Source organism: Helicobacter cinaedi PAGU611 (assembly GCF_000284635.1).
Classification (GTDB): Bacteria; Campylobacterota; Campylobacteria; order Campylobacterales; family Helicobacteraceae; genus Helicobacter_C; species Helicobacter_C cinaedi.
On sequence record NC_017761.1, the window covers coordinates 1,034,857 to 1,061,660 of the forward strand.

Below are 26,804 nucleotides of genomic sequence, written 5' to 3' on the forward strand. Positions count from 1 at the left end.
ACCCTTCAATCCCAACGCTAAAAATCCCAAGATTCTAGCTTGTCATTACTTACAACTCGGCCTGTATAACTTGTATAATAAATATTCTTAGAATCTTGCTTTGTTATTCCAAATATCATACAAAAAACTTAGTTTTTATTATATAAACTCACTCATTAAAGTTTATAGAATCATTATAAACTTTACACATAATTTAATATTTTCTGCTATGATTGCCACTTCAATTTGAATTTTAAGGAGAAAAAATGGCAACAAAACATCAATTTCAAACAGAAATTACACAACTTTTAGACCTAATGATACATTCCTTGTATTCCAATAAAGAGATATTCTTGCGAGAGCTTGTAAGTAATGCATCTGACGCACTTGATAAGCTCTCATATCTCACGCTCACACAGGATAATCTCAAATCCCTAAGCTTTGAGCCACGCATTGACATATCCTTTGATGAGCAGAAAAAAACACTCACCATAGAGGACAATGGCATTGGTATGAGTGAATCTGATATGAAAGAACATTTAGGCATTATCGCAAAGTCTGGCACAAAGAGCTTCCTTAGCCAACTGAGCGGGGATAAAAAGAAAGATTCAGCACTTATTGGGCAGTTTGGCGTAGGCTTTTACTCAGCATTTATGGTAGCACATCGTGTCGTGGTGCAAAGCAAGAAAGCAGGTGAAGAAAAAGCCTATGCGTGGGTAAGTGAAGGCAAGGGCGAATATGAGATTGGCGAGTGTATTAAAGAATCTCAAGGTACACAAATCACGCTGTATTTGCGAGATGAAGATGCACACTTTGCGTCTCGTTGGGAGATTGAAAACATTATCCATAAATATTCCCAGCATATCGCATTCCCTATTTATCTCCATTACACAGAGACCAAGAGTGAAAACGCAGAAGATTCTAAAAAAGGAGATTCTACAAAAGAGAGCAAAGAAAACAAGCAATCCCAAATCAACACCGCTAAAGCCCTATGGAAGATTCCAAAATCCGAGCTTAAAGATAAAGATTACAAAGAGTTTTACGCCACACTCTCACACGATAATAATGAGCCTATGCGGTGGATTCACACAAAGGTTGAAGGCAATTTAGAATACACCACACTTTTTTACATCCCTAGCAAAGCTCCATTTGACTTATTCCGCGTGGATTATCAATCAGGTGTGAAGCTCTATGTCAAGCGGGTATTTATCACTGATGATGACAAGGAGCTATTACCGCCATATTTACGCTTCGTGCGTGGGGTAATTGATAGTGAAGACCTGCCTTTGAATGTGAGCCGCGAGATTTTACAGCAAAATAAGATTCTAGCTAATATCAAATCCGCCTCCACAAAGAAGATTTTAGGCGAGATTGCTGATATCGCAAAAAACGAAGAAGAGTATAAGAAATTTTACGAGCAGTTTGGTAAAGTGCTGAAAGAAGGCTTGTATGGTGACTATGAGAATAAGGACAAGATTCTAGAACTTCTGCGGTTTGAGAGTGTAAAGGCTGAATCTATCTCGCTTAAAGCCTATAAAGAAGCAATGAGTAGTGAGCAAAAGAGCATTTACTATATGCTAGGCGAAAATAAAGAAGCGATTAAAAATGCACCACTGCTTGAAAAATACGCACAAAAGGGCTTTGATGTCTTGCTTTTAAGCGATGAGATTGACGCGGTTGTAATGCCGATGATTGGCGAATATGACAAAACTCCGCTAAAAAGCATTAATAGCAAAGAAGCCTTAGAAGAGCTAGGGGAGCAAAGCATTGATGAAGCCACACAAAAAGCCTATGAGCCGCTGATAAAAGCCTTTAAGGACACCTTAGGAGAGCAAATCAGCGAAGTCAAACTCTCACAACTAGGCGATTCACCAATCACGCTGATTAAAGAAGACTCTAATCCAATGATGGCAAATCTTATGGCACAAATGGGGCAGAAACTCCCCGAATCTAAGCCTATCTTAGAGCTTAACATCACTCACCCACTTTTTGAAAAGCTTAAAACCGCAAATGCGGAAAAAATCGCACAAAGTGCTACTTTACTCTTTGGTGCGGCAGTGGTGCTTGAAGGCAATAACCTTGAAAATGCTAAAGCTTTCAATGCTGAACTCCACGCCCTTCTACTCCAAAGCCTTTAAGGCTTTGGTGGCTTGTTTATCAAACTTTTTTGCTTTTTCTGCGTGTCTTATTTAGAATCTAGCTCACAAGCCCAAGCTGTCAATTATCCTAAATATCAAAAATAGAATCTGTGTAATTTTAAATCAAAACTCCCCCATATACATTTTGTAGCCACTGATTACTTTTAGTAACAAAATCCCACAAACAAAAAAAAAAAAAAACATTTTATCTATCTTTCAATAAACTTGACTAGAATACAGCAATTATTTCTCATTTTTTTGAAATAAGTTGGAGGTCATTATGCTTACATCATTAAGAAAACTCAAATTTGGCACTAAAATGAATCTTATTGTTGCTATTGTCGTTTTAGTCTGTATTGGTATTATGGCACTTGTCATTTTCTCACAATCTCGCTCCACGCTTGATAAGGAAGCTAAAACTATGCTCTATAATGTCGCCCAGCGACACGCAAACAAGATTGCCCCGATTTTTGATGAGAGTTTTGCACTTTTGGAAAACACACAAGGTGTAATCAATAACTTTCTTAAAGCTGGAATCACGCTTGATAACAAGACGATTGATAAAAGCGTATCAAGCCTACTAGATACATCAAATTGGGCAAAATATGCCTATGTATTTTTATTTGAGCCTTACGCTCACAATGGTTTGCAAAAAGATTTTGTTTCCAAAAACGGCAAAAGTGGATATTTAATGATTTATCGTGATGATGATCCTACGCGTATCGGCGGTGTCCATCGTGTTAATGCTGAATCTAAGGTGCTTGATTTTTCAGCTGTGCAAAATGCGATACAAGAAAAACGCTCTATCTTTGGTGTGCCTGTTGAAATTACCCTTGAGGGTGAAAGCTTCCACGCAGTCAATGCTGTCGTGCCACTCTTTAGCGGGAATCAACTCATCGGTGTGCTTGGTATGTCAATCAACCTTGATACGATTATCCAGCAAATCGTGCTAAATAAAGAAAATAGCGTGTATGAAAATGACTTTATCTCAATCCTTTCAACCGGTGGTGTGTATGCGGCAAGTGATGATATTAGCCTATTTGGTAAAAAGATTGCCGAAGTCAATACTCACCCATCACTTCAACAAATCACAGACGCTCAAGCTGCACATACAAGTGGTGTATATGAATACATAAATCGCCACGGCAAAGAAGCAATCGGTGGAGTTTCTACCTTTGAAGTGTGGCGTAATACTGGCTCGTTTTAGAGTGTGCTTGTCTCTGCACCGCAAACTTCAGTCTATGCACCATTAAGAAAAATCACAATCACTATGCTTGTGTCCGTCTTGGCAAGTTTTGCAAGTATCGTATTTATCATTTCGCTCTTTGTGAGACTTGCCCTTGTAAAGCGTCTATCTAGTATCTCCAACGCTCTCTTTGAATTTTTTAAATACCTTAATCATCAAAGAAAAGATGCTCCTAATCCTTTAAAGATTATCGCTCAAGATGAATTAGGACAAATGGGAATTGAGATTAACGAAAACATAGAAAAAACAAAGCTAGGCTTAGAATCCGACCAAGCCCTTGTGGCACAATCTCTTCAAGTCATAGACAAAGCAAAACAAGGTTATATTGATAGCCTTATAGAATCTAAAGGCAGTAATCCACAGCTTAATAATCTAAGAGATTCTGTAAATAGAACTGCTTAAACTCTTAATGACAGGTGTGGGAAAAAGATTTAAATGAGATTAATCGTGTATTTGAATCTTATGTAAGCTTAGACTTCACCACAGAAGTAAATAATGCAAGTGGTAGAGTAGAAGTAGTTACAAATACTCTAGGAGAAGAGATTGAAAAATGCTTCATACAAGCTCTAACTTTGCTCAAAATCTAAGTGAAGAGGCAAAAGCATTAGCAGAAGCAGTAAATAATCTTACAAATCTTACTAACTCTCAAGCAAGTAGCCTAGAACAAACAGCTCAAGCCGTAGAAGAGATTACTTCATCTATGACAAAATGTTAGTGGCAAGACAAGTAGAAGTTATACAGACAAGTAGAAGATATTAAAATGTTATAGCATTATTAGAGATATAGCAGACCAAACAAATCTACTAGCTCTTAATGCTGCTATTGAAGCAGCTCGTGCTGGAGAACACGGAAGAGGATTTGCTGTTGTTGCTGATGAAGTGAGAAAACTAGCGGAGAGAACACAAAAATCTTTAGGTGAGATTGAAGCTAATACGAATCTCTTAGTGCAAAGTATTAATGATATGGGTGAATCTATAAGAGAACAAACAACAGGTGTAACTCAAATCAATGAAGCCATATCTCATTTAGAATCTGTAACACAAGAAAATGTAGAGATAGCTAACTCTAGTGCTGAAATAAGTCAAAGAGTAGATAGAGTAGCTAAAGATATATTAGATGATGTGAATAAGAAGAGGTTTTAGGGGGATTTCACATTGATGAAAAGAATCTTAAGGGCTTAATTGCAAGTCTATAAGATTCTAATATTTGTAGCCTTACGCTTAAAGGTATGTTTAAAGCGTAAGACTCTGCTTAAACACGATTATTAATAGCCTCACTTATGTAGAAAATCAACTTTATACTTGTAAAAATTAAATTTGTCCCCTTAATAAAAGGCTAAAGCCTAAATATAAGGAAAGATGAAATTCAAAAACTTTCATCCAAATAAACGCTTTTTATATGCTTGTTTTTGTATTAGATTCAGATTTGCGATGATTTGGAATATGCTTTATATCCCCAAGCTTATACACAACTTCACTAAGCCTTTATATATATTCTTAGGACAACAACACGAAATTGAAATTTTTAAAGTTTAAAAATCTTATGGGAATTTAGGTTTTGTAAAAATTGATTAAAAGCAAGGGAAGTATCACTTTCTATTTTACAAGAGATACACAACAAGAATAAAGGCTATAAGTATAAGGAGTCTAGATTCTCCTACGACATATAGAATCTAGACTCCACTTACCTAACACAAATCCTAAAACCTCTTCTTATTCACATCATCTAATATATCTTTAGCTACTCTATCTACTCTTTGACTTATTTCAGCACTAGAGTTAGCTATCTCTACATTTTCTTGTGTTACAGATTCTAAATGAGATATGGCTTCATTGATTTGAGTTACACCTGTTGTTTGTTCTCTTATAGATTCACCCATATCATTAATACTTTGCACTAAGAGATTCGTATTAGCTTCAATCTCACCTAAAGATTTTTGTGTTCTCTCCGCTAGTTTTCTCACTTCATCAGCAACAACAGCAAATCCTCTTCCGTGTTCTCCAGCACGAGCTGCTTCAATAGCAGCATTAAGAGCTAGTAGATTTGTTTGGTCTGCTATATCTCTAATAATGCCTATAACATTTTTAATATCTTCACTTTGCTGTATAACTTCACTTGTCTTGCCACTAACATTTTGCATAGATGAAGTAATCTCTTCTACGGCTTGAGCTGTTTGTTCTAGGCTACTTGCTTGAGAGTTAGTAAGATGTGTAAGATTATTTACTGCTTCTGCTAATGCTTTGCCTCTTCACTTAGATTTTGAGCAAAGTTAGAGCTTGTATGAAGCATTTTTCTAATCTCTTCTCCTAGAGTATTTGTAACTACTTCTACTCTACCACTTGCATTATTTACTTCTGTGGTGAAGTCTAAGCTTACATAAGATTCAAATACACGATTAATCTCATTTAAATCTTTTCCCACACCTGTCATTAAGAGTTTAAGCAGTTCATTTACAGAATCTCTTAGATTATTAAGCTGTGGATTACTGCCTTTAGATTCTATAAGGCTATCAATATAACCTTGTTTTGCTTTGTCTATGACTTGAAGAGATTGTGCCACAAGGGCTTGGTCGGATTCTAAGCCTAGCTTTGTTTTTTCTATGTTTTCGTTAATCTCAATTCCCATTTGTCCTAATTCATCTTGAGCGATAATCTTTAAAGGATTAGGAGCATCTTTTCTTTGATGATTAAGGTATTTAAAAAATTCAAAGAGAGCGTTGGAGATATTGCGGATACGAGCTGTGATTGTCATTCGCACATAAATAGACATAAACAACACGATCGCAAGTACGCAAACCAAAATACCTACAACATTTAAATTTCTCATATAGCCCACAGACTCATACACTGATGATTTAGGTGCAACAATAACGCTCCCCCACCACTGCCCAGTTCTTCCTCGCCCCACTTCAAATGAAGCCACCCCCATAATACTCGCCTCCCCTCGCGTATTTGTTACTTCATACACACCAGATTCGTGGGATTTGAGTGCGTTGATTATGGTTTGCATACTAGGATTATCCCTACTTACATCGACAAGACTTTTTCCCATAAGCTCACTATTTGGGTGAAGCACAAGTAGTCCCTCGCTTGTTGTAAGCACACGATAATCATTATTAAAAACCTTCATACTCTCTGCAAAAAGAATATCTGCAATCAAATCAAGATGTAGCGTGCAACCAACAACACCCACGACACTGCCCTTCTCATCTTTAATAGGATAATTAAGCGTTGAGCGTATTATTTGCTTATCTCCCATTTGCACTTTCATTGGGTTGCCAACGCTATGCTTACCACTATTTAGTGCTTTTTGCAATCCATCATCTTCTAAAAACGACGCATTAGCGGGTAAAATCGCCACCCCACCAATCTCTTTTCCAAGTATCATTACCCCGCCATTACTTAGCCTATGATCACTACTCACATCAGGTATCAATGCAGAATCTTTAAGATAGATATAGCCATATTCCACCCATTGACTAGAATCTAAAAGTGCTGTTAAAATATTTTTGCTTGTATGCTCCCTTAGATTCCCACTATGAATGTATTGTGTAATATCTATTTGAGAATAGCCTAACGCTACAAAGCTTTCATTAATATGTCCCTCTATGGCATTTCCTGCCCTCTTTGCCGCATTTAGCATAAACCTATCAGCACTCTCAGTTTGGATATTTTGCGAAACCCTCACTACAATAACACCCAAAACTCCCATACACAAGATCAGAAGTAAGCTCACCGAAATAACAATCTTGCTTCCTATGCTTAACCTGTTAAACATCGTCTCTTTCTCCTTACAATCCATTTTTTAAGCCCGAAATTTTTTAGAAAAAAAGCTAAAAAATTAACAAAGGAAAAATTACTTTTAACTTATTAAGAAATTGTATTATTTCCTTTGTTAAAATTTATGCTGAAAAAACATAGGATTCTGTCTTTCAATCCACTACCCTACAAAGGAGACTTAGATGAAAAATGACCCATTCTCCCTTAAGCTTTCGCAACGCGACATTGCAGGTATCTTAAACATAGACACAAAAACGCTTTATAATTGGCGGAAAAATAAAAAGGAGCTATATGCAGTTGTTATGCTTGGCTTTAAGTTTAAAGAGCTATTATCCACACAGCAAAATTTCATAAAAGAATTAGAATTTATAGAATCTCAAGTGCTATCTCAAACACGACTAAATTCTGCCCCCCCCCCCCCCCGCAGTCGCAATGCGACAGCGAAGATCCAGACGAAAATAAATAAACTATTCTCTCGCATCGCATAAAGCAAGACAAAATATGACTTTAGATTCTAAAGATTTTGTAGCAAATTTAGAATCTAAAGTTACTTTAGATTCTACACTAGATTCATTCTCCACATCAAAAGCTGAAAATACACTTATAGCTTCCCTCAAGCTAGTTCCAGTGGTGATAATATCATCTACCAACACCACAAGCGGATAAGAGATATTTCTTGTAAGATAGAATCCTTTTGGGTTATTTTGACGAAAAGCAAGGCTTTCCCCTGCGTATTTAGTGGTATTTTTTGCCTTTAAAGCACCATAAGCCCCTTGACATCGCCCCTTAGATTCTGCTTCAAATGCCCTTAAAATCACGCCTGTATGCGAATACGCCCCATAGGGATAGTCATCTAGCCCCACAAGCCCTACCCTTTGAGTAAAATCAGCAAAATCAATATGTGTGAAAAAATATGCCGCTGCTTTGTGTGCCAAAAGATTTAAAACACGCGACCCGATAAGCTGATATTTACTCTGCATAAGCAAACTCACATCACTATACGCATAAAAGCTATATGCGTATATAGAATCTGTTAGCTTTCTTGTAGAAAGCTTAAGCGGTATAGAATCTAAACAAGCCTTGCATATCACAAAATCCACACGCCAATGCCACCGCCCACACACAAGACATTTCATCTGCTTAACGCCCTGTTTTAGATTCTATACTGCTTTTACTCAAATGCAATCTTTTGAAAATCCTTCTTAAAAACAAAATCGCACAAGCTCCAAAGCTCCTTTAGCAATTATTTAGGCTAGATTCTACTCTTTTAATCTCACCTACAATCTCTTGGCAAATCGCTTCCCTATCCAAACTCGCATCTATCTCAACATAAGGCAATCCTAGAATCTTTGTCGCCTCGCACATTCGCCCCTGTATCTCAAGCATATATTCTATACCACGGCTTTCAATGCTGTCATTTTTCTTAGATTCTAATCTCGCTTGTAATGCACTCTTTTCTAGCTTTAATATCACTACAAGTTGTGGCAAGATTCCCCTCAGGACAAGTTTATTTAGCATAATGGCTTTATCCATATCTATATGTTTTGCATAAGCAATGCTTGAGATTAAGCTTCTATCCGAGATTACAAGCCTGTTTTTATGCGGCTTTAATACTTCTTTGTAATGCTGCGCCCTATCCGCAAGAAAAAGCATAAACTCCGCATATTCATCAAGCACAAAGCCCTGCCTTTGCGGTGCAAAAAGGATTAAATCCCGCAAAGATTCACCTATCACGCTACCACCGGGTTCTTTTGTAAAAACAGCCTGTGGAAAATGCTTTTTAAGTAGTTCTAGCTGGGTGCTTTTACCACAAGTATCAATCCCTTCAATCACAACATACATTTTTTTAATCCTTTTTTGCTTGAGAATCTAATATCTTTTGCTGATACGATGAAAGTATAAAAGCCACAGCAGATTCAGGCACAAGATGAGAAAATCGTCCATTATGTTCAATAATGGAGCGGACAACTGATGAGCTGATAAAAGCATTTTCCAAAGTCGGCATAAAATAAATTGTCTCAAGCGTATCATTTAATGACGCATTCGCATGGCCCATTTGTAATTCATACTCAAAATCACTCACCGCCCTAAACCCCCTTATAATCACCCTAGCCCCCTTCTCTCTAGCAAAGTCAGCTAAAAGATTTTCAAAGCTCTCCACCTGCACATTTGGCAAATCACTTGTGCTAAGTTTTAGTATCTCAAGCCGCTCTTGTAAGCAAAACATCGGTTTTTTAGCGTTTGATGCTGCCACAGCAACAATCACTCTATCAAAAATCTCAATGGAACGCTTGATAATATCCAAATGCCCATTTGTGATAGGATCAAAAGTCCCCGGATAAATGGCAAGCTCTCTCATATATGCTCCTTATACTCATTAATCTGTGTCAATTTTCCAACGCTTATATAAGCTATTTTGAATTTTCAAGCTATCAAGCCATTTGCCGATGAAAAAATACTCCATAGATTCTAAATCTCTTATCTTAGCATAATACCCCACATTTGGCGGAGAGATAATCACGCCAAGGTTTGAAAGCCTACTCATTTGCTCCAACGCAATGGGGCTAAAGGGCATTTCACGCGGGGCTAAAAGTAATGTGCGTCTTTCTTTCAGCATAACTGCTGCACAACGCGAGATGAGATCATCACATAAGCCGTGAGCCACTTTTGCTAAAAGATTCATACTTGTAGGGATTATCGCCATCGCATCTATACCAAAACTCCCTGATGAAATCCCGCTATCTAGCTCATCTTCATCATAGATTCTAAAATCTCGGCTTTGCCTTGCCCTATCAAGTGCGGATTCAATCTCCTGTCCCATTTCACTCAATGCCACAGCCTTTGCCCCCTCACTGACGACAACAAATAATTCTATATCTTTGGGGATAGATTCTATAAACTTCACGCCCAAATGCACTCCACTTGCTCCACCTATGGCAACCACAAGCTTTTTGATACTCATTTTTACCCCTTTTTATGTCTTTTCAAATGTAAGATCATAGTATCTCGCCCTTATTCTCACTCACAATCCTAATCCGCAGAATCTTTCCGCTATCGGGATTTTGTGCGTTTATAATCTCATTATACGCCCCACTTTGCTTTGCTACAAGCAAAGTTTCAATACTCACCCCCTCTTGCACTCCCAAAACACGCACCATATCGCCCTTTTTGACTAAGATTCTAGGTTTAATCTTATCTTTAGTGATAGGCATTTGTGTGCGGATATAGCTTTTTGCACTATATTTTTGTATCTCCTCTATGCTCACAAACTCCGCCCCCACACGCTCAAACTTGATAAAATCCTCTTCCACATTCTGCAAGCTTAGATTCTCACTAGAAGGGATATTTTGTGTGCTTTTTGCCACCCTTAAACGAGCTTGTATCTCATAGATAAATGTGAGCTTTTTAATACGCTCTCCATCTAGTGTGCGGTATCTCATAGTAAAGCTTCCGCTGTTTTTTTTTACAGCAAAGTTTGGAATGCTAAAATCAATCAAAGTATAATCCTTAGGCAAACTCCCCAAAGGACGAACGAGTATCTTATCAATCTGTAAATCCTTACCATAATGCTGAATATACATCTTTTGGATAAATTCTAGGGCGTCATTTTCTTTCATACTTGAGACAAATTCAAACTCCACCACATCGCTTTCAAAGGAGATTATCTCATAGCCAAAGCGTTGAAAAATAAGCTTAATATCCACACTTTTTAGCCTAAGTATGAATCTATCGGGCGGAAAAGAGGCGATTTTAAACTTTCTATCCATTTGCGGAAATAAATCTGTGGAGTAAATATCATTTTGGCTCACAGAATAGCTTTTTTGTAAATGTAGCTTTGAGCTAGGCACAGATTCTGGAATCTTCATATCATCTGCCAAGCCCCCCACCACAGCAAATACCCACAGCATAAAACAGCTAAATATTTTTTTCATTTTTCTAAGCTCCATTTGCCAACTCTTGCTTTTATATCCCATTTTATATCAATCCATTTTTGTATCAATTTAGCTTCTCCACAAAGCTTCTTAGAATCACGCGTCTCATACCGCCAAAGTTAATCCTAAGCTTACACTGCTCTCCCTTGCCTTCCATACCCTCCACGCTTCCAACACCAAAAATCTTATGCACCACCTGTGAGCCTATCTCTATTTTATCATCGCTAGATTCTAAAACCGCAGAATCTCGCAAAGATTCCGCCCCCTCTACTAGCCCACTCTCTTTTAGGAATCTTGACTGCCTAAGCTGCCACTCCCTTTTGCCACGATAGAGCCGACTTTTGCTATAACATAAGCTTAAATGCTCTTTCGCACGAGTGAAAGCCACATAGCCAAGCCTCCGCTCCTCTTCTATCTCATCATTCTCTCCCCTATACAGTGGGAAAAAACCCTCCTCAAAGCCAATCACATAAATATGCTTAAACTCTAAGCCCTTTGCTGAATGCACACTCATACAGCTTACACAATCCCCAACCGCCTCATCACTAGGACTAGCAAGGGCTAAGTCATTTAAAAACTCATCTAAAGTATTTGTGGGATTATGAATGACATAGTCTTTAAACATACCATAAAATTCATAGATATTCCCTTCCCTATCTACTTCATCAAGTGGGCTAAACTCAAAAATAAGATTCTCCTGCATATCCTCAATCATCTCACTTAAATCCGCCATATTCCGCCATTTAGATAAATCTTTTTGTAGTTTGACAAGTGCGGTATATGCCTTTTCTCCAATGTGGGCTTTAGATTCTAATGGATATTGCTCCAAACACGCAAGACAGGAAAGCCCTTTGCTTTGAGAGAGCTGCTCTAGTTTGCTTTGTGTAACCTTACCAATCCCGCGTTTTGGGCGATTAATAATCCTAAGGAATGAAAAATCATCATCTGCATTCACAATCAAACGCAAGTAGCTTAACAAGTCCTTTATCTCGGCTCGTTCATAAAACCGCACCGCCCCAATGAGCTTATATGGAATCTTAAAGCGATTAAAGCTCTCTTCAATACTCCTTGATAACGCATTCACACGGAATAAAATAGCAATATCGCTTGGATTTTCCCCACTCTCACACAGCCTTGCTATCTCTTTAGCCAAAAATGTAGCCTCTTGTGCTTCATCATCATTTTCTATCACTCTAACTGCTTGTATAGAGCCTTTAACACTTTTTAGATTCTTACCCAAACGCTCGGTATTATGAGCGATTAAAGCATTGGCTGCTTGCAAAATCTCCTCACTTGAGCGGTAGTTTTCTTCTAGCTTTATGGTCGTTGCCCCGCTAAATTCCTTAGCAAAACGCAAAATATTGCCAATATCCGCTCCACGCCACCCATAAATGCTTTGATCATCATCACCCACGACACAAAGATTATTATGCGTTGTGCATAGAGATTTTAGAATCTTGTATTGCAGCTCATTTGTGTCTTGATACTCATCTACCATAATGTATCGATACCTTTGGCTCATCTCTTTAGCAATATCACTCCTTTGGGATAGAATCTTATAGGTAAGATAAAGTAAATCATCAAAATCAAGTAGATTCTTTTTTTGTATATAGCTTTCATACTCGGCATAGATTCTATTCATTAGCTTATACTCCGGGCTATGAGCGTAAGTAGCGGCTTCTTGTGGGGAGAGAGTGCTATTTTTCATATTTGAGATATAGGAGTCAAAATGCGACACAGGCAGGGCTTTTGATAAGGATTTTAAAATCGCTTTTTTATCATCAGAATCTAGCACGACAAAGTTTGCCTCCCGCTCCAACACCTTAATATAAAAACGCAAAAAAAGTAAGCCAAATTTATGAAAAGTGCATAGAAGTGGCGGGGCTTGGTAGGCATTACTTAAAAGGCTTAATGCTCTATCTCTCATCTCTTGTGCGGCTTTATTTGTAAAAGTCAGGGTAAGTGTGGCACTTGGTGGGATTCCCACTTCGTTAATAAGATAAGCTAGACGCGTAGTGAGCGTTTTTGTCTTCCCACTCCCAGCCCCAGCTAGAATCAGCAAAGCCCCATCAATATGTGTGGCTGCCTCTTTTTGCTTGGGATTCAAAGATTGAAGTGCTTGATGAAGTGGTGAATCTGCCATAAGATTTTGTTGTTATTATTTTATATCTTTGAGACTTGCTTCGACAACGGAAAAATCAGGCTTTTGCGAAAGATATGGAGCAACTTCCTTATCACTTAACTTTTTCCATATTTTTGTCTCACCCATTAAGCCCGATTTATCAATACTCCCTCGTAGCTCAAGCGTATCACCTTTAAGCGTAACTTTTGCATAATACTCTTTTCCCGCATCAAAGTTATACACTTTGCCATTTTTAAACACATCGCTTTTGCCATCTCGCACAAGGTTATACACAAATACACTGCCCTTATCAAAGCGTTCTCTTAGAGCTGGATTCTCATTATTCACATCTTTTTTAGGGGCAGAGCCATCAACATTCGCAAAGCCATAGCAGTAATATTTCCCATCTTTTTGAAAAAACTCCACGATAGATTGTCTCCCACTCTCACCCTTATGCGTCATATAATAACCCTCTAAATCCGCTCCAAATAGCCCAACACACATTCCACAAGTAGCAACTAGCTGAAATATACGCATTATCTCTCCTTTAAGTTTTAATAAGATAAAAAGTGGCACGAAATTCGCTTGTGCTTAGATAAACTCGCGTTTTTGCAAGTTTGATTTTGTAAGTATAACAAAAATATATTAGAATAACACAACTTTTTACCAACTTGCTTACGCAAAGCCCAAGTTAAGTAAGCACAACTGAAAGGGAGTATATGAGATTCTACACAATCCTAGCTTGTATCGCATTTTGTGGGAGTTTAGCACAGGGTGCAAAAAAAGAAGTTGTTCAAGATTTCCCACAAGATAAAAACCCCGAAGAAGTGCTAGAAGATGTCAAACAAACGCGTCAGGAATTACTCTATAAAGTCGCAGGGATAAAAATCAAAAAGCCAAAGGACCCAAGAGAAGGATTCTATGGACTTGTTAGCATTGGGGCTGCTTTTACCCCAAGCCTAGGGACAAGTAGTGTTTTAGGCGTAGAAGTAGGATATGATTTTATCTTTGGTAAAAGGCATTCTTTGCGGATTTTTGGCTTCTTTGATCGCACAAATTATGGCGGATTTGCCGACTTAGAGTTTGATAGCAGTAAGCCAAATGCAATGCAAATTTATCGCGGTGGATTTTCAGCAGAATATAGAATCTACGCAAATTCCTACATCGGCTTTCGCATTAGGCTTGGCTCACTAGGAGCGTTTAACTTCTCAAGGACGGATTCAGCCATTATCCCAACCCTTACTGCCGAGCATAAAAAGTGGTTTTTTTCAACAATCGCTTTTGGACCTATTTTCACCTATGGCAGACATCACGAGCTTTTTGTGGGCTATGATTTGCTAGATTACCAGAAAGAACGCGGTATGAGTGTAAATTATCTCAAATATTCATATAAATTTTAAAGGAGTTTTTATGCTTGATGTCAAACAATACTATATTGATGCCAATGCCTTGCTTAAAGGGCATTTTCTCTTAAGCAGTGGGAATCATTCAGATCACTATCTGCAATCTGCCCGTGTGCTTGAAAATCCAAAAGTCGCTGAAAAACTAGCCAACGCTTTAGCCAAACAGATTCTAGAATCTCATATAGAAGTGGATTGTGTCTGTTCTCCGGCTCTTGGTGGGATTTTGGCAGGATATGAGCTTGCTAGGGCTTTGGGTGTGAGATTTATCTTTACAGAGCGGGTAGAAGGGCAAATGCAGCTAAGGCGGGGCTTTGAAGTGAAGCAGGGTGAAAGGGTGCTTGTGTGTGAAGATATTATCACAACAGGTGGTTCAGCGTTGGAATCTGCACAATGCGTGGAGTTTCAAGGGGCAAAGATAGTTGCCTTTGCAGGATTAGCTAATCGCGGATTCTGCAAACGCGTAGGCTCACATTTAGAGCGGAAAAAGGAAGCACGACTGCCAGAGCATATACCGCTTTTTGCATTAGAAGATTTTGTGTTTAATATGTATGAGCCTAGCTCTTGTCCGCTTTGTCAAAATGGAGCAGATAAAGCTGTGAAGCCCGGTAGCCGTGGGAACTAATGGCAAAGCGTTGGCGTGAGATAAAGTCTCAAAAACACACTCCACAGATAGAATCTCAACCGCATTCACAATGGGTAAGCTTCAAAGATTTTCATCTCAAAAAGCAACTTCAACTAATGTATGCGAGTGAGCGGATTAAGGCATTTATCACAGATATGTTTATGATAAATATGCCCCTTTTATATCTCACAACCTATGTGTTTTTAGATGGTAAAAACGACTTCACACATAATCAAAGTGCAATTCTTGCCTGTGGTGTAGGCTATGGGCTTATCATTTCGCTTTTTTTGGCTTTCACTTCGCAAACACCCGGTTATCGCTATATGGGTTTAAAGCTTATGCAAAGGCAGGATTCTCATTCCAAGAAAGCTACTATGCAAGAGCAATCCGCACAAGATTCAAATACTACTGATGAGACACACTCGCCCTTTGTCAAAATCAGCCTTTTTAAATCTCTCGTGCGTTATGTGCTGTGGCTTGTTGGCACGACTTTCCTTGTAGGGCTACTCTTTGGGCTTATCCGCCGTGATGGACGGCTTTTGCACGATGTGCTTTGTGGGACTTACATTATCAAAGTCTAAATGTGTGCTTAAGGCATAAGATTTGTGCCGATAAACTCTCGCCCTAACTCCTTAGCACACTCAAACACGCTAAAACTCCCACTTGCTGGATCAAGCACTAAATCGCCCTTATTTGTGCAAGATTCTATTAAAGCTTTTTGCAATCCTTTGGGCTTTGAATGCGGATGAATCTTTAGCTCATCATTTGGAATCTTCTCACTCCACACATCGCGGATATTATGAAGCCGCCAAGTATTTTTAGCCTTTATCGGTGCTTTTTGCAAAACCAGCAGATACTCGCTCTGTCGCCTTGTGCGATAGCCCATACCTATTTTGAGCTTATCCCAAGTAATGAGATCTACCACCTGCAAACTTGTTTGTTTCACCCACGCTTTTACCCCCTCGCATAGATGAAACTTATCAATCCACAGCATCAAATAACAACTAGGCTTTAGCACTCTATCAATCTCGCATATAAAGCTTTGAATCTGCGTTTCACTCATCTGCACAAGATTGCTTCTGCCCTTTTGTCGCTCCCCTTCATTCCCATAACGCATTTTATCAAGCACCCCACGATACTGCGGGTCAAAAAAACACAAATCAACACTGCGAGATTCTAAACTCCCCATAAGCTCTAAGCCATCAATGTTGAGTTTGGTGTTAAGCAGTTGAATATGAGTAAGTTTGGTATTTTTTTGAATCTTCACATATTACCTTTGTGCTGCCTTTGGCAAAAATCTCTGTCATTATAGCAAAAGATATATTTAAGATAAATGCCAAAATTCACCGCAACTGGCTTAAGGCTATAAGTTTTCTCTAAAAAAGTTTTTTAAACGGGTGTAAATCTCTTTATTCCGTCTCTTTACATCTTCTTTTAGCCAATCATTTTGTGGCAGGTTGGCTAAATATTGCACTTCTTTTAAGTGGCTATTTGCAAAATCTGCATATTCTTTTTTCTTTTGAGCAAAGAAATTATCAGTACATTTAACATTACTCTTTTTAGGAAGTAGAATCTTATTGCCTATCTGCTCTAAATACTCCTTGTGACTCTCTTTATTCCAGCCATTAAAGTTAGCATTCTGCCACTGCTTTGGTAAAATATGTTCAACCTCCAAACAAGAAACATCAATAGGCTGTGAAAACTCATCATAAATGTAGGCATAAAGATAGAGCAAGTATTTAGCTCTTCTGGTGGCTATGTTGTTAAAGTTATTAAGAAAATTTTCTTCATTTGGATATGAGACTTTTTCAATTTCACTGGTCAAAGATATACTATGCAGAAGATTAACATTAAGTTTAAATACAATGTGATCAGTTGTGTTAGTGGTAGCTTGGTTATTTATAAAGAGCAAGCTCATTGTTTTAAGCAATTCTAGTAATGGTGCTTCAAAAACATTGCTAATCACATTCTTATCAGTACTTTCGCATATAAAATGCTCTTTATTTTTCCACACTAAGCAACTCACAAACGACTTCCAGCTTGAGTTTTGAAAGAGAAAAAGCACATTCATATATAAAAGTGATTTATCTTGCAAATAATTTTGTGGCTTTAACCAAAAATTTGTCAAACAAGTGATGAAGGGCATTGTTTCACTTTTATACAGCCATTTGTCCCTATAGCCATAAGTTACCTTTTTCTTACTATTTTCTTTACTTTCTTTCGTAAAAAAGTCTAAAAGACCAGGTGTTGTTGTATCAAAATCTTTATTCACCGCCCTAATAATGTGCATATACTGCAAAAATAGAAAATCAAGATTCACATCTTTATTACTCTCCACACTCTCTATATTTGCTTCAATCTCACTCCATTGATTAATAAAGCCATCGATATTGCCGTGCTCTTTGTAGTGTTTATATAAATATCCCTTTAACACATCAGCGTTAGAAAGTGGCATACCGCGAGAATTAAGTGTATTAAAAATTGTCATTGCAGATTCTTGACTATCACATACTACAAATAATACAAATAGATTTTTGCCCAAGACAAAATTGCAAAACTTACTCCAGCTAAGTGTTTGAGATCCTTTTAACTCTTCTAATTTATCTTTAAAATATAAATAGTTTTGCACATAAGGTGAGCGGTTATTTTTTATTTTCTTATTATCTTTTTGTATTAAATTCTCATCAATTGTATCACTTAAAATCTTGTTGAGATTCTCTTTCTCTTTTTCTGTGGCAACCTCACTTTGCAAATGTTGCTTGTCAAAGTCAAATCCTTCATCATTTTTATACTCCCACAAACATTTGCCAAAATCTTTTTCAAAATCCCCTTTTTCTTTTTCGCTATTAGATTCTGTTTTGAAACATTCATAAAATGCCCGAAATAGCAGAGTAAAAGTCGTAATTCTCTGCTGTCCATCAATGATTTGAAATTCATCTTTCTCTTCTGAAAATGCAATAATAGAGCCTAGAAAATACTCATCATCACTGTCATTAAAAGCATTGACAATATCATTCCATAATGTTTCACATTCATTTATCCCCCATTTATATGGGCGTTGATACGGTGGGATAATAAACTTTACATCCTCTTCGCTTAGCATTTTTGCAATATATTTTTGCTCTGGTTTAAAATTCACAATCACTCCTTACTATAGAATCTGGGCTAGATTCTAGTGCAGTGCAGGTCTTTTTTTGTAAAATTATGAAAAATTCATCAACCCATTTAGATTTTTAGCAAAAAAGTAACATTTTTTGTCTTTACAAAACCTATCTCTTCTCATAAACAAAGTTTATGAGCATGTAATACTTTTAGATTCTACCCCACATACGCAGTTTTTTTATCAAGGTAACGCACAAGCACAGATAGGCTAAAGCACACGACAAAATAAATACTCGCCACTACACCAATCATCAAAAGAATCTCTTCAAAGCTTGTAAGCTGAGCTAAGATAATCTTAGACTGATAGGTAAGCTCGGCGATTTGTAGCCCAGCAAGAAATGAAGTATCCTTAAATGTCGTAATAATCTGTGAAAGCAGTGAGGGAATGACTTTCCTAAAAGTTTGGGGCAAGATAATATAAAATAATGTAAAAAATTGACTAAATCCCTGTGAATACGCCGCCTCAAACTGCCCTTTTGGAATAGAGTTTAGCCCACCGCGGATAATCTCCGCCATAACCGAGCTTGTATAAAGCGAAAAGCCGATTGTCCCCCACACCGCAGGATCAGCCCTCCCAAAAAAGCTTGGCAAAACAAACACCGCTGTTAGCATCCATAAAAGCAAGGGGGTATTTCTAAAAGTCTCTATGTAGATAGCCGCTAGTGTGCGTGCTATCCTCCCGCCATAGTTACGCGTGATAGCAAGAAATGTCCCAAGAATGATAGAAATCACACAAGTAGCCACCGCCACCATAAGCGTTAAATATAAGCCATCAAGCAAAAAATGGAAGTTCGTCTCGTTAAATACATTTTCCATTCTAGATTCTCCTTAACGCTTAAGATGGGCATTTTTCAGCCTGTCTTCATAAAATTTTGCAAAATACGCCAACGGATAGCACACGATAAAATACAGCAATGCGGTAAAGAGATAAGCTGGAGCATAATTGCTCGTATCCCCAGCATAGCTATCCGCCACATACATAATCTCCCCACCCGCTACAATGAGCAACACAGAAGTATTTTTGATAAGATTCACCATTTGATTTGTAAGTGGCGGGAGGATAATCTTAATGGTTTGGGGCAGGATAATATAACGCATTTGCTGTGTGTAAGTGAATCCTTGCGAAGCGGAAGCTTCAAACTGCCCTTTTGGGACCGAGAGTATCCCACTTCTCACTACTTCACTCACATACGCTCCGTGATATGCCCCAACCCCCAAAACGCCAACGCTAAATACATCAAGGTGAATCCCAAGCGGAGGCAAAGCAAAATACAAGAAAAAAATCTGTATCACAAGCGGTGTATTTTGAAAAATCTCAACATAAATGCGTGTGTAGGCTTTAAGAATCTTAAATCTGCTTGTCGCCATAACGCCACCAATTGTCCCAAAAATAAGTGCAATCAAAAGAGCCAAACAACTCACCGATAAGGTATAGCCAAAGCCTGATAAAAACTCATCGGCGTGTGAAAGCATATCTGCAAACTTCCACAACGCAAATGGATTTGAGCTAGGATTTTCCTCATCATACAAACCAACAGATTCTAAGAATCCAAAAAGACTATCCCCCAAAGTCTCACTTCCTATCATTTCAGTCTCCAAGCCTACATCTTCCACTTTTTTATAGTCCCCACTTTTTAGCTAACTCATCAATCTGTGTTTTATTATCCTTCACAAATTTGTCAATAAATGTGGCAAACTCTTTATCTTTCTTAGGGCTTACAATGCCGTATTCTTGTGGCTCAAAGCTATCTGGGAGAATCTCACTCTTATCATCAACATAACCCAAAAGGATAGATTTATCCACACCAAAGGCATCTACGCGTTTTGCATCAAGGGCTGCTTTGATACTTGGATAGTCTGGAAACTCGTTAAACTTCACATTAACACCAAGCTTTTTAGCTGCTGCATCAATAGCCTTTTTCGAAGTCGCCGCTTGAGCTACACCAATAGTCGTATTTTTCATATCAGCGATAGATTTATACCCCTTTTCTTTCAGCACAAGTAAGCCCACAGCGTCCTTGTAGTATGCCTGTGAAAAGTTATAAGTGCGTTTGCGTTCTGGCGTGATTGTAAAGGTTGCAATAACCGCATCAATACTGCCATTATCAAGCAATGGTCCCCTAGTTTTGGCATTCACAGCTACGAGTTTAATCTTTTTCTCATCGCCCAAAATGCTTTTAGCCAAAAGTTTTGCCACATCAACTTCAAAGCCTTGAATCTCCTTTGTCTTTTGATCAAGTAAGGCAAAGCGTGGCACATCATTTTTCACACCCACAACAATCTCACCGCGTTTTTTAATATCTTCTAACATTCCTGCATTTGCTTGTAGAGCAAAGATGCCTGATACGAGAAACAAACCTGCTATTTTTAGCATTCCTTTAAAACCTAGTTTCATTACAACTCCTTTAAAATTAAGTTTAGCCTAGTGGCTCAAAATTTTTCCCAAAAATGTCCTTGCACGCTCTGTTTTTGGCGACACAAAGAAATCCTTAGGCACACTCTCTTCCACAATAGCACCATCTTCCATAAAGATGATTCTATCCGCCACCTCCTTGGCAAACCCCATCTCGTGCGTTACGACAACCATTGTCGTATTGCTTTGATGTGAGATTTCACGCATAACATCTAAAACTTCTTGTATCGTTTCAGGGTCAAGTGCGGAGGTTGGCTCATCAAAAAGAATGTAGGGCTTTTGTGTGCATAGACTTCTAGCAATCGCCACGCGTTGCTGCTGCCCTCCGCTAAGTGTGGCGGGATAGACTTTTGCCTTATCTTTTAAGCCAACGACTTCAAGGTATTTGTAGGCAATTTCTTGTGCTTCTTGTTTTGTTTTACCTCGCAGCTTAATGGGTGCAAGGGTCAAGTTTTCAAGCACAGTTAAATGCGGATAAAGATTAAAATGCTGAAACACCATCGCACAATACTCGCGACATATCTTTGTCTTTGTCTTATGATTAAGCGGAATACCACCAACAATAACTTCGCCAGAGCTTACCTCTTCAAGCCCATTCATACAGCGGATAGTGGTGCTTTTACCACTGCCACTTGGTCCAATGATAACAAGCTTTTCACCATCTTTAATTGTGAGATTAATATCTTTCAGCACGTGGTGTTTGCCATAGTATTTATTGACATTTTTAAGTTCAATCACGATTATCCTTGTTTGTTATGATTTTTGGGGAAACTGCAAAACTCTAGCACAAAATTACATAGAATTTGGAATAATGATGTAAAAATTGTGTATGACAAACAAAATATTGTTACAAAATTATATATATCACATATTTTTATTCACATCAAAGATTTATAAAATCAGTATATTTGTCCAACTAAAAAATAGTATTTATGCACCCAAATCTATTTCTAGCCATACAAACTTAACAAATAAACTTGTAACATTTTTCCTTTAATAAAACATTTTCCAAAAATCTTTCACCTTGCTTTTTTCTTTCTATTTCCACATAACTTCTTATAGTTTCTAAAGCTTCATTATAAGTTTTTTTGACACTTATCCCATCTTCTATATCACATATCCCTCTTTCTACAGAAAGAGAATAAAAATATAAAAAATAATAACTTGCATATTTTAAAAAAGAATAATATTCCTCCAATTCAATCTTTTTTTCCTCAATAAATAAATAAACTTTATATATTTTCAAAATATCTTTTGCATTAATTTCACTATCAAAAATATTCTTATACTCTAAATCAAACACTAAACCCTTATTGTTTCTTGCCTCTGTAGGTTTTCCTTTATATGCAAAGCAACACTTGCCCTATCTTTTCACTATCTATCCTCTTTTTCTTTGGATAATTTTTATATTGATTCTTTTTTCTCTCGTAGTAATATCCCAAAATTCTAAACTCATTTTCAAGCTTAATTTGTAGCTCATCAATTGAACGAATATCTCGCCATTTGACTGGATTTTGATTATTTGTAAACTCTGATATTTTAGCTTTTAATCTCTTGCTGTTGGTTTGATAAATCTTGTACAAAACAGAAACATTTTCTATATTATCATTTTGACTAAGCACTTCCTTAAGTGAGTGGATAGTTTGTCCACCATTAACTATTTGAATATTCTTAAGAATGATAGATACATCTTTTTTTCCTTGATACTGAATATTATCGCAAATAATTGTGATTCCATTATTATAAAAAAGAAATTAGAAGATTCTACATCATCTAGAGTCGTTTTTTTTAATAGATTTATTCACATTTGTTCTTTGATGTAAATAAACACGAACATTATCGTCAAAAGCCATCTCTTCAATATTGCCTTCTCTAATTTGTATTAAACTTACCTCTACATCCTTTCTTAAAATTTCACTATTACTTACTATTCTAATAATATCTTTTGCATAAAGCTCCATAATTAAAGCCCTATTTCTACCTTCATTTTTTTTTCAAAAAAATTGCCAGCAATACTCTTGACTCTCACATCAATTGATAATGTCCTATCAATAACTTTCTCTAGCAAATTGTCTAAGTGCAGAAAATTAATAGAAATATCTCGATATATATTTTTTTGTTTCAAATTTATTAATTTTATCTAATTGAAATCCATTAAAATAATTGCTTATAAAATAGAGATCAAAAGAAAAAAATGTCCTTTTTCTTGCATAAGAAAAATTTCCCTACACCTTTCTTGCAACATTTTATCAAGCCCATCACATTCTTTATTGAATAATTTTTCCAAAAATAATAAAATACTATCAAGTTTATTTGCTGGAAAATAATCATTTTTAGCTATTTCAAAATCTTCTGTATATCTGAAAAACATTATACTTATCCTATTGTTTTCAATAAGCATAGCATCAACTCCTGCTTTATCTAAAAAATTTTTTTCTCTTGTTTAAAATTTATACTATATATCAATGCTTCATCAGCTTCATCTTCTTGTAGTTTGAATATATTTTCTGCCACAAACCAATAAAACCCTATATCTTTCCTATCAAATCTATATTTCTCACTGTAATCTTCTATTGATTTGTTTACTGCAGTTTGAATAAGTTTAAAATCTTGATAATTAGCCATTTTCTATCCTTTCTTCTTTAGTGAGATATTTTATCTTCAACGTCATATCAAAATATTGATTTACTTTTACAAACACAATAAAAAACCATAACAACAAATACCCAAATATACTTACTAATAGTTTTAAACTCATTCTATAACTTCACTATAAAAATTAAAACTCTTATTTTTTTTAAATGATTATTGATGCAGGAAATTTTTCAATAAAGTAAAATTTGTTATAAACTCTTATCACAGCCTAGATCAATACTTTTGAAATAAAATATAGCAATACTAATAAATACTATTTAAAATAATATAAATATTTTCTAAGAGTATTTTTGCATCTAGCAAAATAAAGAAAAGGCTAAAAGTAGTTTCATAGAAAAAAATCTTTAATGGCATAAGTAAATATAAAAAACAAAAGAATATTGATACTCAATATAGAAAATATAAATCTATTGTAAAAAAGTATAACCTTCGAGATTAAACTCTAGCTCTCAATCCGCTTTATCTCATCTTTTAAAAAGTTTTTCCATTGCGTTGGTGTTAGGGCTTTTGCTGTGATGAAAATATCTTTATCACCCCTGCCTGACACATTTGCAATGATTTTTTTGCCTTTATTCTCTTTGCATACTTTAAGTAATGCAGCAAGGGCGTGGCTAGACTCTAAAGCGGGGATAATGCCCTCATTCTTAGCAAAAAATGTTAATGCTTCTAGTGCTTCATCATCTGTAGCGGAAGTAAAATGCAAACGATTGGCTTCATATAAATGTGCGAGTTGCGGTCCAATCCCAGCATAATCAAGCCCTGCAGAAATAGAATGCGTATGACTAAGCTGCCCGTCCTCATCTTGTAAAAATAGGCTTTTGTAGCCTTGAGCTATGCCTTCACTTGCATTTATAGCATTAATCCTAATAGCATTTTCGCCAATGCCATTCCCCTTGCCCCCAGCCTCAACGCCTATAAGCTTGACATTTTCTTTCAAATAATGTGCAAAAAAGCCCATAGCATTACTTCCGCCACCAACACAAGCTATCATAATATCAGGCAGTCCGCTAAAATAAGCCTTTGTCTGCTTTTTTAGCTCCTTGCTAATCACGCTTTGTAAATCCCGTACAAGATCAGGGTAAGGATAAGGACCAACCGCACTGCCTAGCACATAAAAGCTATCTTCGCTTCTTTTACTCCACTCTCGCAACGCTTCATTCACCGCATCTTTAAGCGTTTTGCTCCCGCTACTGACACTCTGTACTTTTGCCCCAAAAAGCTCCATATTAAAGACATTTGGATGCTGTCTTGCGATGTCAATCTCCCCCATAAAGATTTCGCATTCTAGCCCAAGCTTCGCACAAGCCGCCGCTGTGGCTAAGCCGTGCTGTCCCGCACCGGTTTCAGCAATCACGCGCTTTTTCCCCATATATTTTGCCAAAAGCACTTGTCCTAGGGCGTTATTAATCTTGTGTGCGCCTGTGTTTGCCAAGCCTTCAAACTTAAGATAAATCTCGTTATTTAGAATCTTAGAGGCATTTTTGGCATAAATAAGCGGTGTGGGTCGTCCTACAAAGTGCTTTAACAGACTTTTTAGCTCCTTTTTATACCCTTTGCTAAGAAACACGCCGCGATAGGCTTTCTCCAACTCTTTGAGTGCTGGAAGCAGAATCTCTGGGACATATTGTCCGCCAAAAGCGTGTTTGCCACCTTTTGCTTCACCAAAATAACCATTTTTAGATTCTGTAAAAACTTTTGCCATATTTTCCCTTTACTATAAAAAATAATCTTGATTGTAAGTAAAAAGGCATTAGCTTCACTTTAAACTTAAGACATTTTCAAAAAAAATGAGATACAATCGCCTTTTTCTTTACTTTTTATCCATTTTTGGAGGACATTATGAGTAAAAATAAGCAAACTCAGCTTATGGGGCATATTATCGCTGGGTATCCTACCTTGGAGCTAAGTATGTATGCCGCGCTTGGGATTGCCCACGCTGGGGCAAACTACCTTGAAGTGCAGTTTCCATTTTCTGATCCAAATGCCGATGGCGTAGTGATTGAAGAGGCTTGTGATAAAAGCCTAGCTCAAGGTTTTAAAGTTACACAGGGCTTTTCCTTGCTTCAAGCACTTTCTTCACGCCTAGCCCATACGCAGAGTAAGGATAAAACAACGCGTCTTATTGTGATGACTTATGCGAATTTGATTTTTCGCTATGGTGTTGAAGAGTTTATCAAAGAGGCAAAGGAATGTGGGGCGTGGGGTATGATAGTCCCTGATTTGCCTTTAGAATCTGATGAAAAACTCCGCATTTTAGCTCAAAAATATGAGATTAACATCATCTCGCTTATTGCCCCCAAAACCAAGGCTTCACGGATTAAGAAAATCGCTAAAGCAAGTGATGAGATTGTCTATATCGTCTCTCGCTCTGGGACTACGGGATCAAAAACGCATATAGATTCTACACTTTTAGAGTGGCTTAAGTTTATACGCAGATTCTGTAAAAAGCCTTTGGCACTGGGCTTTGGGATAAATAGCAATGAACAGGTTGAAATGCTAAAAAATAATGTTGAGATTATCGTGGCTGGAAGCTATTTTGTGCGGTTTATCACCGAATTATCTAAAGAATCTAAGCTCACTCCGCAGGATTATCTCCACAAGTTGCAAGAGCATACAAAAGCCCTTATGGGTTGGTAGATTGCTTGGTAGGCTTTGCTCGTGGAGTTTAGAATCTGGCTTGAGAGATTTGCTAGATTCTAGAGTGAGAGAAAGATTTTTAGATTCTGCTGAATATCGTTGTTGAAAAATTTAACTCGTGGTCGTGCCTTAAGCACAAGGCAGAAAAGCCTTGAATCTAAGACTAAGATTCAAGATTTGCGGTGTTGCTAGTTGGGCTTTTAGTAAAATTTAGGGTGGAGCTAGACATAAAGTCTGCGGTTACCCTAAATTTTACTAAATCGCTGCTATGGATACCCAAAGCTGAATTTTTCTAAGACTTCACAAAGTGTAAAGATAGAGAATTCACACAATGTCGCGTGTTTTTAGGCGTAAATCCTTCTCCATAAAAAATATGCCCTAAATGTCCGCCACACGATGAGCAGACAATCTCTGTGCGGATTCCATCGCTATCTGGCAGCTCACTCACTGAATCTTGTATATGGGAGTCAAAACTCGCCCACCCGCAGTGTGTGGGGAATTTAGAGCTAGATTCATAAAGTGGTGTGCCACACTGGCGACAGAGATACACACCATTATCAAAATTATCTGTGTAGATTCCACTTCCGGGGGCTTCTGTGCCTTTGTGTAAAATCACGGCTTGTTCTTGTGGGCTAAGTGGTGGCATAGAGATTTTATCTTTCATATTCTTTCCTTAAAAGTAGTATCTATACCCAAGCAGGACTTTTACCATTCCG

The 26,804-nt window shown here is 37.3% G+C and carries 30 protein-coding genes and 2 pseudogenes; 10 read left to right on the plus strand and 22 right to left on the minus strand.

The genetic code is table 11. The annotated features are described in order from the left end of the window. The first annotated feature begins 245 nt into the window (after positions 1-245). The 5 genes and pseudogenes from htpG to HCN_RS11935 all read left to right on the plus strand — a co-directional run. A complete protein-coding gene (htpG, locus tag HCN_RS05175; protein WP_014666762.1) occupies positions 246-2,117 on the plus strand; it encodes a molecular chaperone HtpG in 1,872 nt (623 codons plus the stop codon). A gap of 280 nt (positions 2,118-2,397) precedes the next feature. Continuing rightward, entirely contained in the window at positions 2,398-3,324 is a 927-nt protein-coding gene (locus tag HCN_RS11920; RefSeq protein WP_014666763.1) for a PDC sensor domain-containing protein, read from the plus strand. 3 nt (positions 3,325-3,327) lie between these two features. Further along, on the plus strand, positions 3,328-3,765 hold the full coding sequence (locus tag HCN_RS11925) for a hypothetical protein (RefSeq protein ID WP_014666764.1): 438 nt from the start codon (positions 3,328-3,330) through the stop codon (positions 3,763-3,765). A 148-nt stretch (positions 3,766-3,913) separates the two neighbouring features. Next, the gene (locus HCN_RS11930; RefSeq protein WP_014666766.1) at positions 3,914-4,078 is read left to right on the plus strand and encodes a hypothetical protein; all 165 of its coding nucleotides are present in this window, start codon (positions 3,914-3,916) and stop codon (positions 4,076-4,078) included. A gap of 55 nt (positions 4,079-4,133) precedes the next feature. Next, a pseudogene (locus HCN_RS11935) lies at positions 4,134-4,505 on the plus strand (methyl-accepting chemotaxis protein); the annotation flags it as partial. Between the two features lie 557 nt (positions 4,506-5,062). On the opposite strand, the gene HCN_RS11940 reads toward HCN_RS11935, so the two are convergent. Beyond that, positions 5,063-5,503 carry a methyl-accepting chemotaxis protein gene (locus HCN_RS11940; RefSeq protein ID WP_014666767.1) on the minus strand — a complete coding sequence of 147 codons (441 nt, stop codon included), beginning with the start codon at positions 5,501-5,503 and terminating at the stop codon, positions 5,063-5,065. Between the two features lie 92 nt (positions 5,504-5,595). Next, a complete protein-coding gene (locus tag HCN_RS11620) occupies positions 5,596-7,140 on the minus strand; it encodes a PDC sensor domain-containing protein (RefSeq protein ID WP_014666768.1) in 1,545 nt (514 codons plus the stop codon). Positions 7,141-7,324: 184 nt separating this feature from the next. On the opposite strand from HCN_RS11620, the pseudogene HCN_RS11625 reads away from it, so the two are divergent. Then, a pseudogene (locus tag HCN_RS11625) lies at positions 7,325-7,525 on the plus strand (hypothetical protein); the annotation flags it as partial. Positions 7,526-7,609: 84 nt separating this feature from the next. Here HCN_RS11625 and HCN_RS05195 read toward each other — a convergent pair. From HCN_RS05195 to HCN_RS05225, 7 genes are all read right to left on the minus strand, one after another. After that, entirely contained in the window at positions 7,610-8,278 is a 669-nt protein-coding gene (locus HCN_RS05195) for a phosphoribosyltransferase (protein ID WP_014666770.1), read from the minus strand. A 100-nt stretch (positions 8,279-8,378) separates the two neighbouring features. Beyond that, positions 8,379-8,984 carry a dTMP kinase gene (tmk, locus tag HCN_RS05200; protein ID WP_014666771.1) on the minus strand — a complete coding sequence of 202 codons (606 nt, stop codon included), beginning with the start codon at positions 8,982-8,984 and terminating at the stop codon, positions 8,379-8,381. A 4-nt stretch (positions 8,985-8,988) separates the two neighbouring features. After that, positions 8,989-9,501: a pantetheine-phosphate adenylyltransferase gene (gene coaD / locus HCN_RS05205; RefSeq protein ID WP_014666772.1), complete on the minus strand. Its 513-nt coding sequence runs from the start codon at positions 9,499-9,501 to the stop codon at positions 8,989-8,991. Positions 9,502-9,519: 18 nt separating this feature from the next. Then, positions 9,520-10,104, minus strand: a complete 585-nt coding sequence (locus HCN_RS05210) for a UbiX family flavin prenyltransferase (RefSeq protein ID WP_014666773.1) — start codon at positions 10,102-10,104, stop codon at positions 9,520-9,522. Between the two features lie 34 nt (positions 10,105-10,138). Beyond that, positions 10,139-11,074 (minus strand): flagellar basal body P-ring formation chaperone FlgA, encoded by a 936-nt coding sequence (flgA, locus tag HCN_RS05215; RefSeq protein ID WP_014667564.1) that lies wholly within the window; start codon positions 11,072-11,074, stop codon positions 10,139-10,141. A gap of 64 nt (positions 11,075-11,138) precedes the next feature. Then, positions 11,139-13,217 carry an ATP-dependent helicase gene (locus HCN_RS05220; RefSeq protein WP_014666774.1) on the minus strand — a complete coding sequence of 693 codons (2,079 nt, stop codon included), beginning with the start codon at positions 13,215-13,217 and terminating at the stop codon, positions 11,139-11,141. A 15-nt stretch (positions 13,218-13,232) separates the two neighbouring features. Continuing rightward, positions 13,233-13,733 carry a DUF2147 domain-containing protein gene (locus HCN_RS05225; RefSeq protein WP_014666775.1) on the minus strand — a complete coding sequence of 167 codons (501 nt, stop codon included), beginning with the start codon at positions 13,731-13,733 and terminating at the stop codon, positions 13,233-13,235. A gap of 182 nt (positions 13,734-13,915) precedes the next feature. Here HCN_RS05225 and HCN_RS05230 point away from each other — a divergent pair, with 182 nt between their 5' ends. The 3 genes from HCN_RS05230 to HCN_RS05240 are packed head-to-tail and all read left to right on the plus strand — an operon-like array spanning position 13,916 to position 15,802. Next, positions 13,916-14,596, plus strand: a complete 681-nt coding sequence (locus HCN_RS05230; protein ID WP_002956590.1) for a hypothetical protein — start codon at positions 13,916-13,918, stop codon at positions 14,594-14,596. 10 nt (positions 14,597-14,606) lie between these two features. Beyond that, the gene (gene pyrE / locus HCN_RS05235; protein ID WP_002956589.1) at positions 14,607-15,221 is read left to right on the plus strand and encodes an orotate phosphoribosyltransferase; all 615 of its coding nucleotides are present in this window, start codon (positions 14,607-14,609) and stop codon (positions 15,219-15,221) included. Beyond that, positions 15,221-15,802 (plus strand): RDD family protein, encoded by a 582-nt coding sequence (locus HCN_RS05240; protein WP_014666776.1) that lies wholly within the window; start codon positions 15,221-15,223, stop codon positions 15,800-15,802. Before pyrE ends, HCN_RS05240 begins: the two co-directional genes overlap by 1 nt. Positions 15,803-15,810: 8 nt before the next feature. Here HCN_RS05240 and HCN_RS05245 read toward each other — a convergent pair whose 3' ends face one another. From HCN_RS05245 to trpB, 12 genes are all read right to left on the minus strand, one after another. Next, complete coding sequence (locus tag HCN_RS05245; protein WP_002956587.1) at positions 15,811-16,488, minus strand: DNA-methyltransferase; 678 nt, start codon at positions 16,486-16,488, stop codon at positions 15,811-15,813. A 96-nt stretch (positions 16,489-16,584) separates the two neighbouring features. Continuing rightward, the gene (locus HCN_RS05250; RefSeq protein ID WP_014666777.1) at positions 16,585-18,360 is read right to left on the minus strand and encodes a DUF262 domain-containing protein; all 1,776 of its coding nucleotides are present in this window, start codon (positions 18,358-18,360) and stop codon (positions 16,585-16,587) included. Between the two features lie 179 nt (positions 18,361-18,539). Beyond that, entirely contained in the window at positions 18,540-19,199 is a 660-nt protein-coding gene (locus HCN_RS05255; protein WP_002956584.1) for an amino acid ABC transporter permease, read from the minus strand. 12 nt (positions 19,200-19,211) lie between these two features. Then, entirely contained in the window at positions 19,212-19,970 is a 759-nt protein-coding gene (locus HCN_RS05260) for an amino acid ABC transporter permease (RefSeq protein WP_014666778.1), read from the minus strand. A 31-nt stretch (positions 19,971-20,001) separates the two neighbouring features. Further along, entirely contained in the window at positions 20,002-20,778 is a 777-nt protein-coding gene (locus HCN_RS05265; protein ID WP_014667565.1) for a transporter substrate-binding domain-containing protein, read from the minus strand. 27 nt (positions 20,779-20,805) lie between these two features. Next, complete coding sequence (locus HCN_RS05270; protein ID WP_014667566.1) at positions 20,806-21,534, minus strand: amino acid ABC transporter ATP-binding protein; 729 nt, start codon at positions 21,532-21,534, stop codon at positions 20,806-20,808. 226 nt (positions 21,535-21,760) lie between these two features. Next, a complete protein-coding gene (locus HCN_RS05275; protein WP_002956579.1) occupies positions 21,761-22,099 on the minus strand; it encodes a hypothetical protein in 339 nt (112 codons plus the stop codon). Between the two features lie 37 nt (positions 22,100-22,136). Next, the gene (locus HCN_RS10970; RefSeq protein WP_081495226.1) at positions 22,137-22,529 is read right to left on the minus strand and encodes an AIPR family protein; all 393 of its coding nucleotides are present in this window, start codon (positions 22,527-22,529) and stop codon (positions 22,137-22,139) included. A gap of 36 nt (positions 22,530-22,565) precedes the next feature. Then, on the minus strand, positions 22,566-22,757 hold the full coding sequence (locus HCN_RS05285; protein WP_014666780.1) for a hypothetical protein: 192 nt from the start codon (positions 22,755-22,757) through the stop codon (positions 22,566-22,568). 206 nt (positions 22,758-22,963) lie between these two features. Next, the gene (locus tag HCN_RS05290; RefSeq protein WP_014666781.1) at positions 22,964-23,197 is read right to left on the minus strand and encodes a hypothetical protein; all 234 of its coding nucleotides are present in this window, start codon (positions 23,195-23,197) and stop codon (positions 22,964-22,966) included. A gap of 20 nt (positions 23,198-23,217) precedes the next feature. After that, positions 23,218-23,421, minus strand: coding sequence for a hypothetical protein (locus HCN_RS05295; RefSeq protein ID WP_014666782.1), 204 nt, complete (start codon positions 23,419-23,421; stop codon positions 23,218-23,220). Between the two features lie 472 nt (positions 23,422-23,893). Then, on the minus strand, positions 23,894-25,153 hold the full coding sequence (gene trpB, locus HCN_RS05300; protein WP_002956575.1) for a tryptophan synthase subunit beta: 1,260 nt from the start codon (positions 25,151-25,153) through the stop codon (positions 23,894-23,896). A gap of 137 nt (positions 25,154-25,290) precedes the next feature. Between trpB and trpA the strand changes: the two genes are divergently transcribed. After that, on the plus strand, positions 25,291-26,088 hold the full coding sequence (trpA, locus tag HCN_RS05305) for a tryptophan synthase subunit alpha (protein ID WP_002956574.1): 798 nt from the start codon (positions 25,291-25,293) through the stop codon (positions 26,086-26,088). Between the two features lie 292 nt (positions 26,089-26,380). Here trpA and HCN_RS05310 read toward each other — a convergent pair whose 3' ends face one another. Continuing rightward, on the minus strand, positions 26,381-26,752 hold the full coding sequence (locus HCN_RS05310) for a methionine-R-sulfoxide reductase (protein WP_014666783.1): 372 nt from the start codon (positions 26,750-26,752) through the stop codon (positions 26,381-26,383). Between the last annotated feature and the right edge of the window lie 52 nt (positions 26,753-26,804).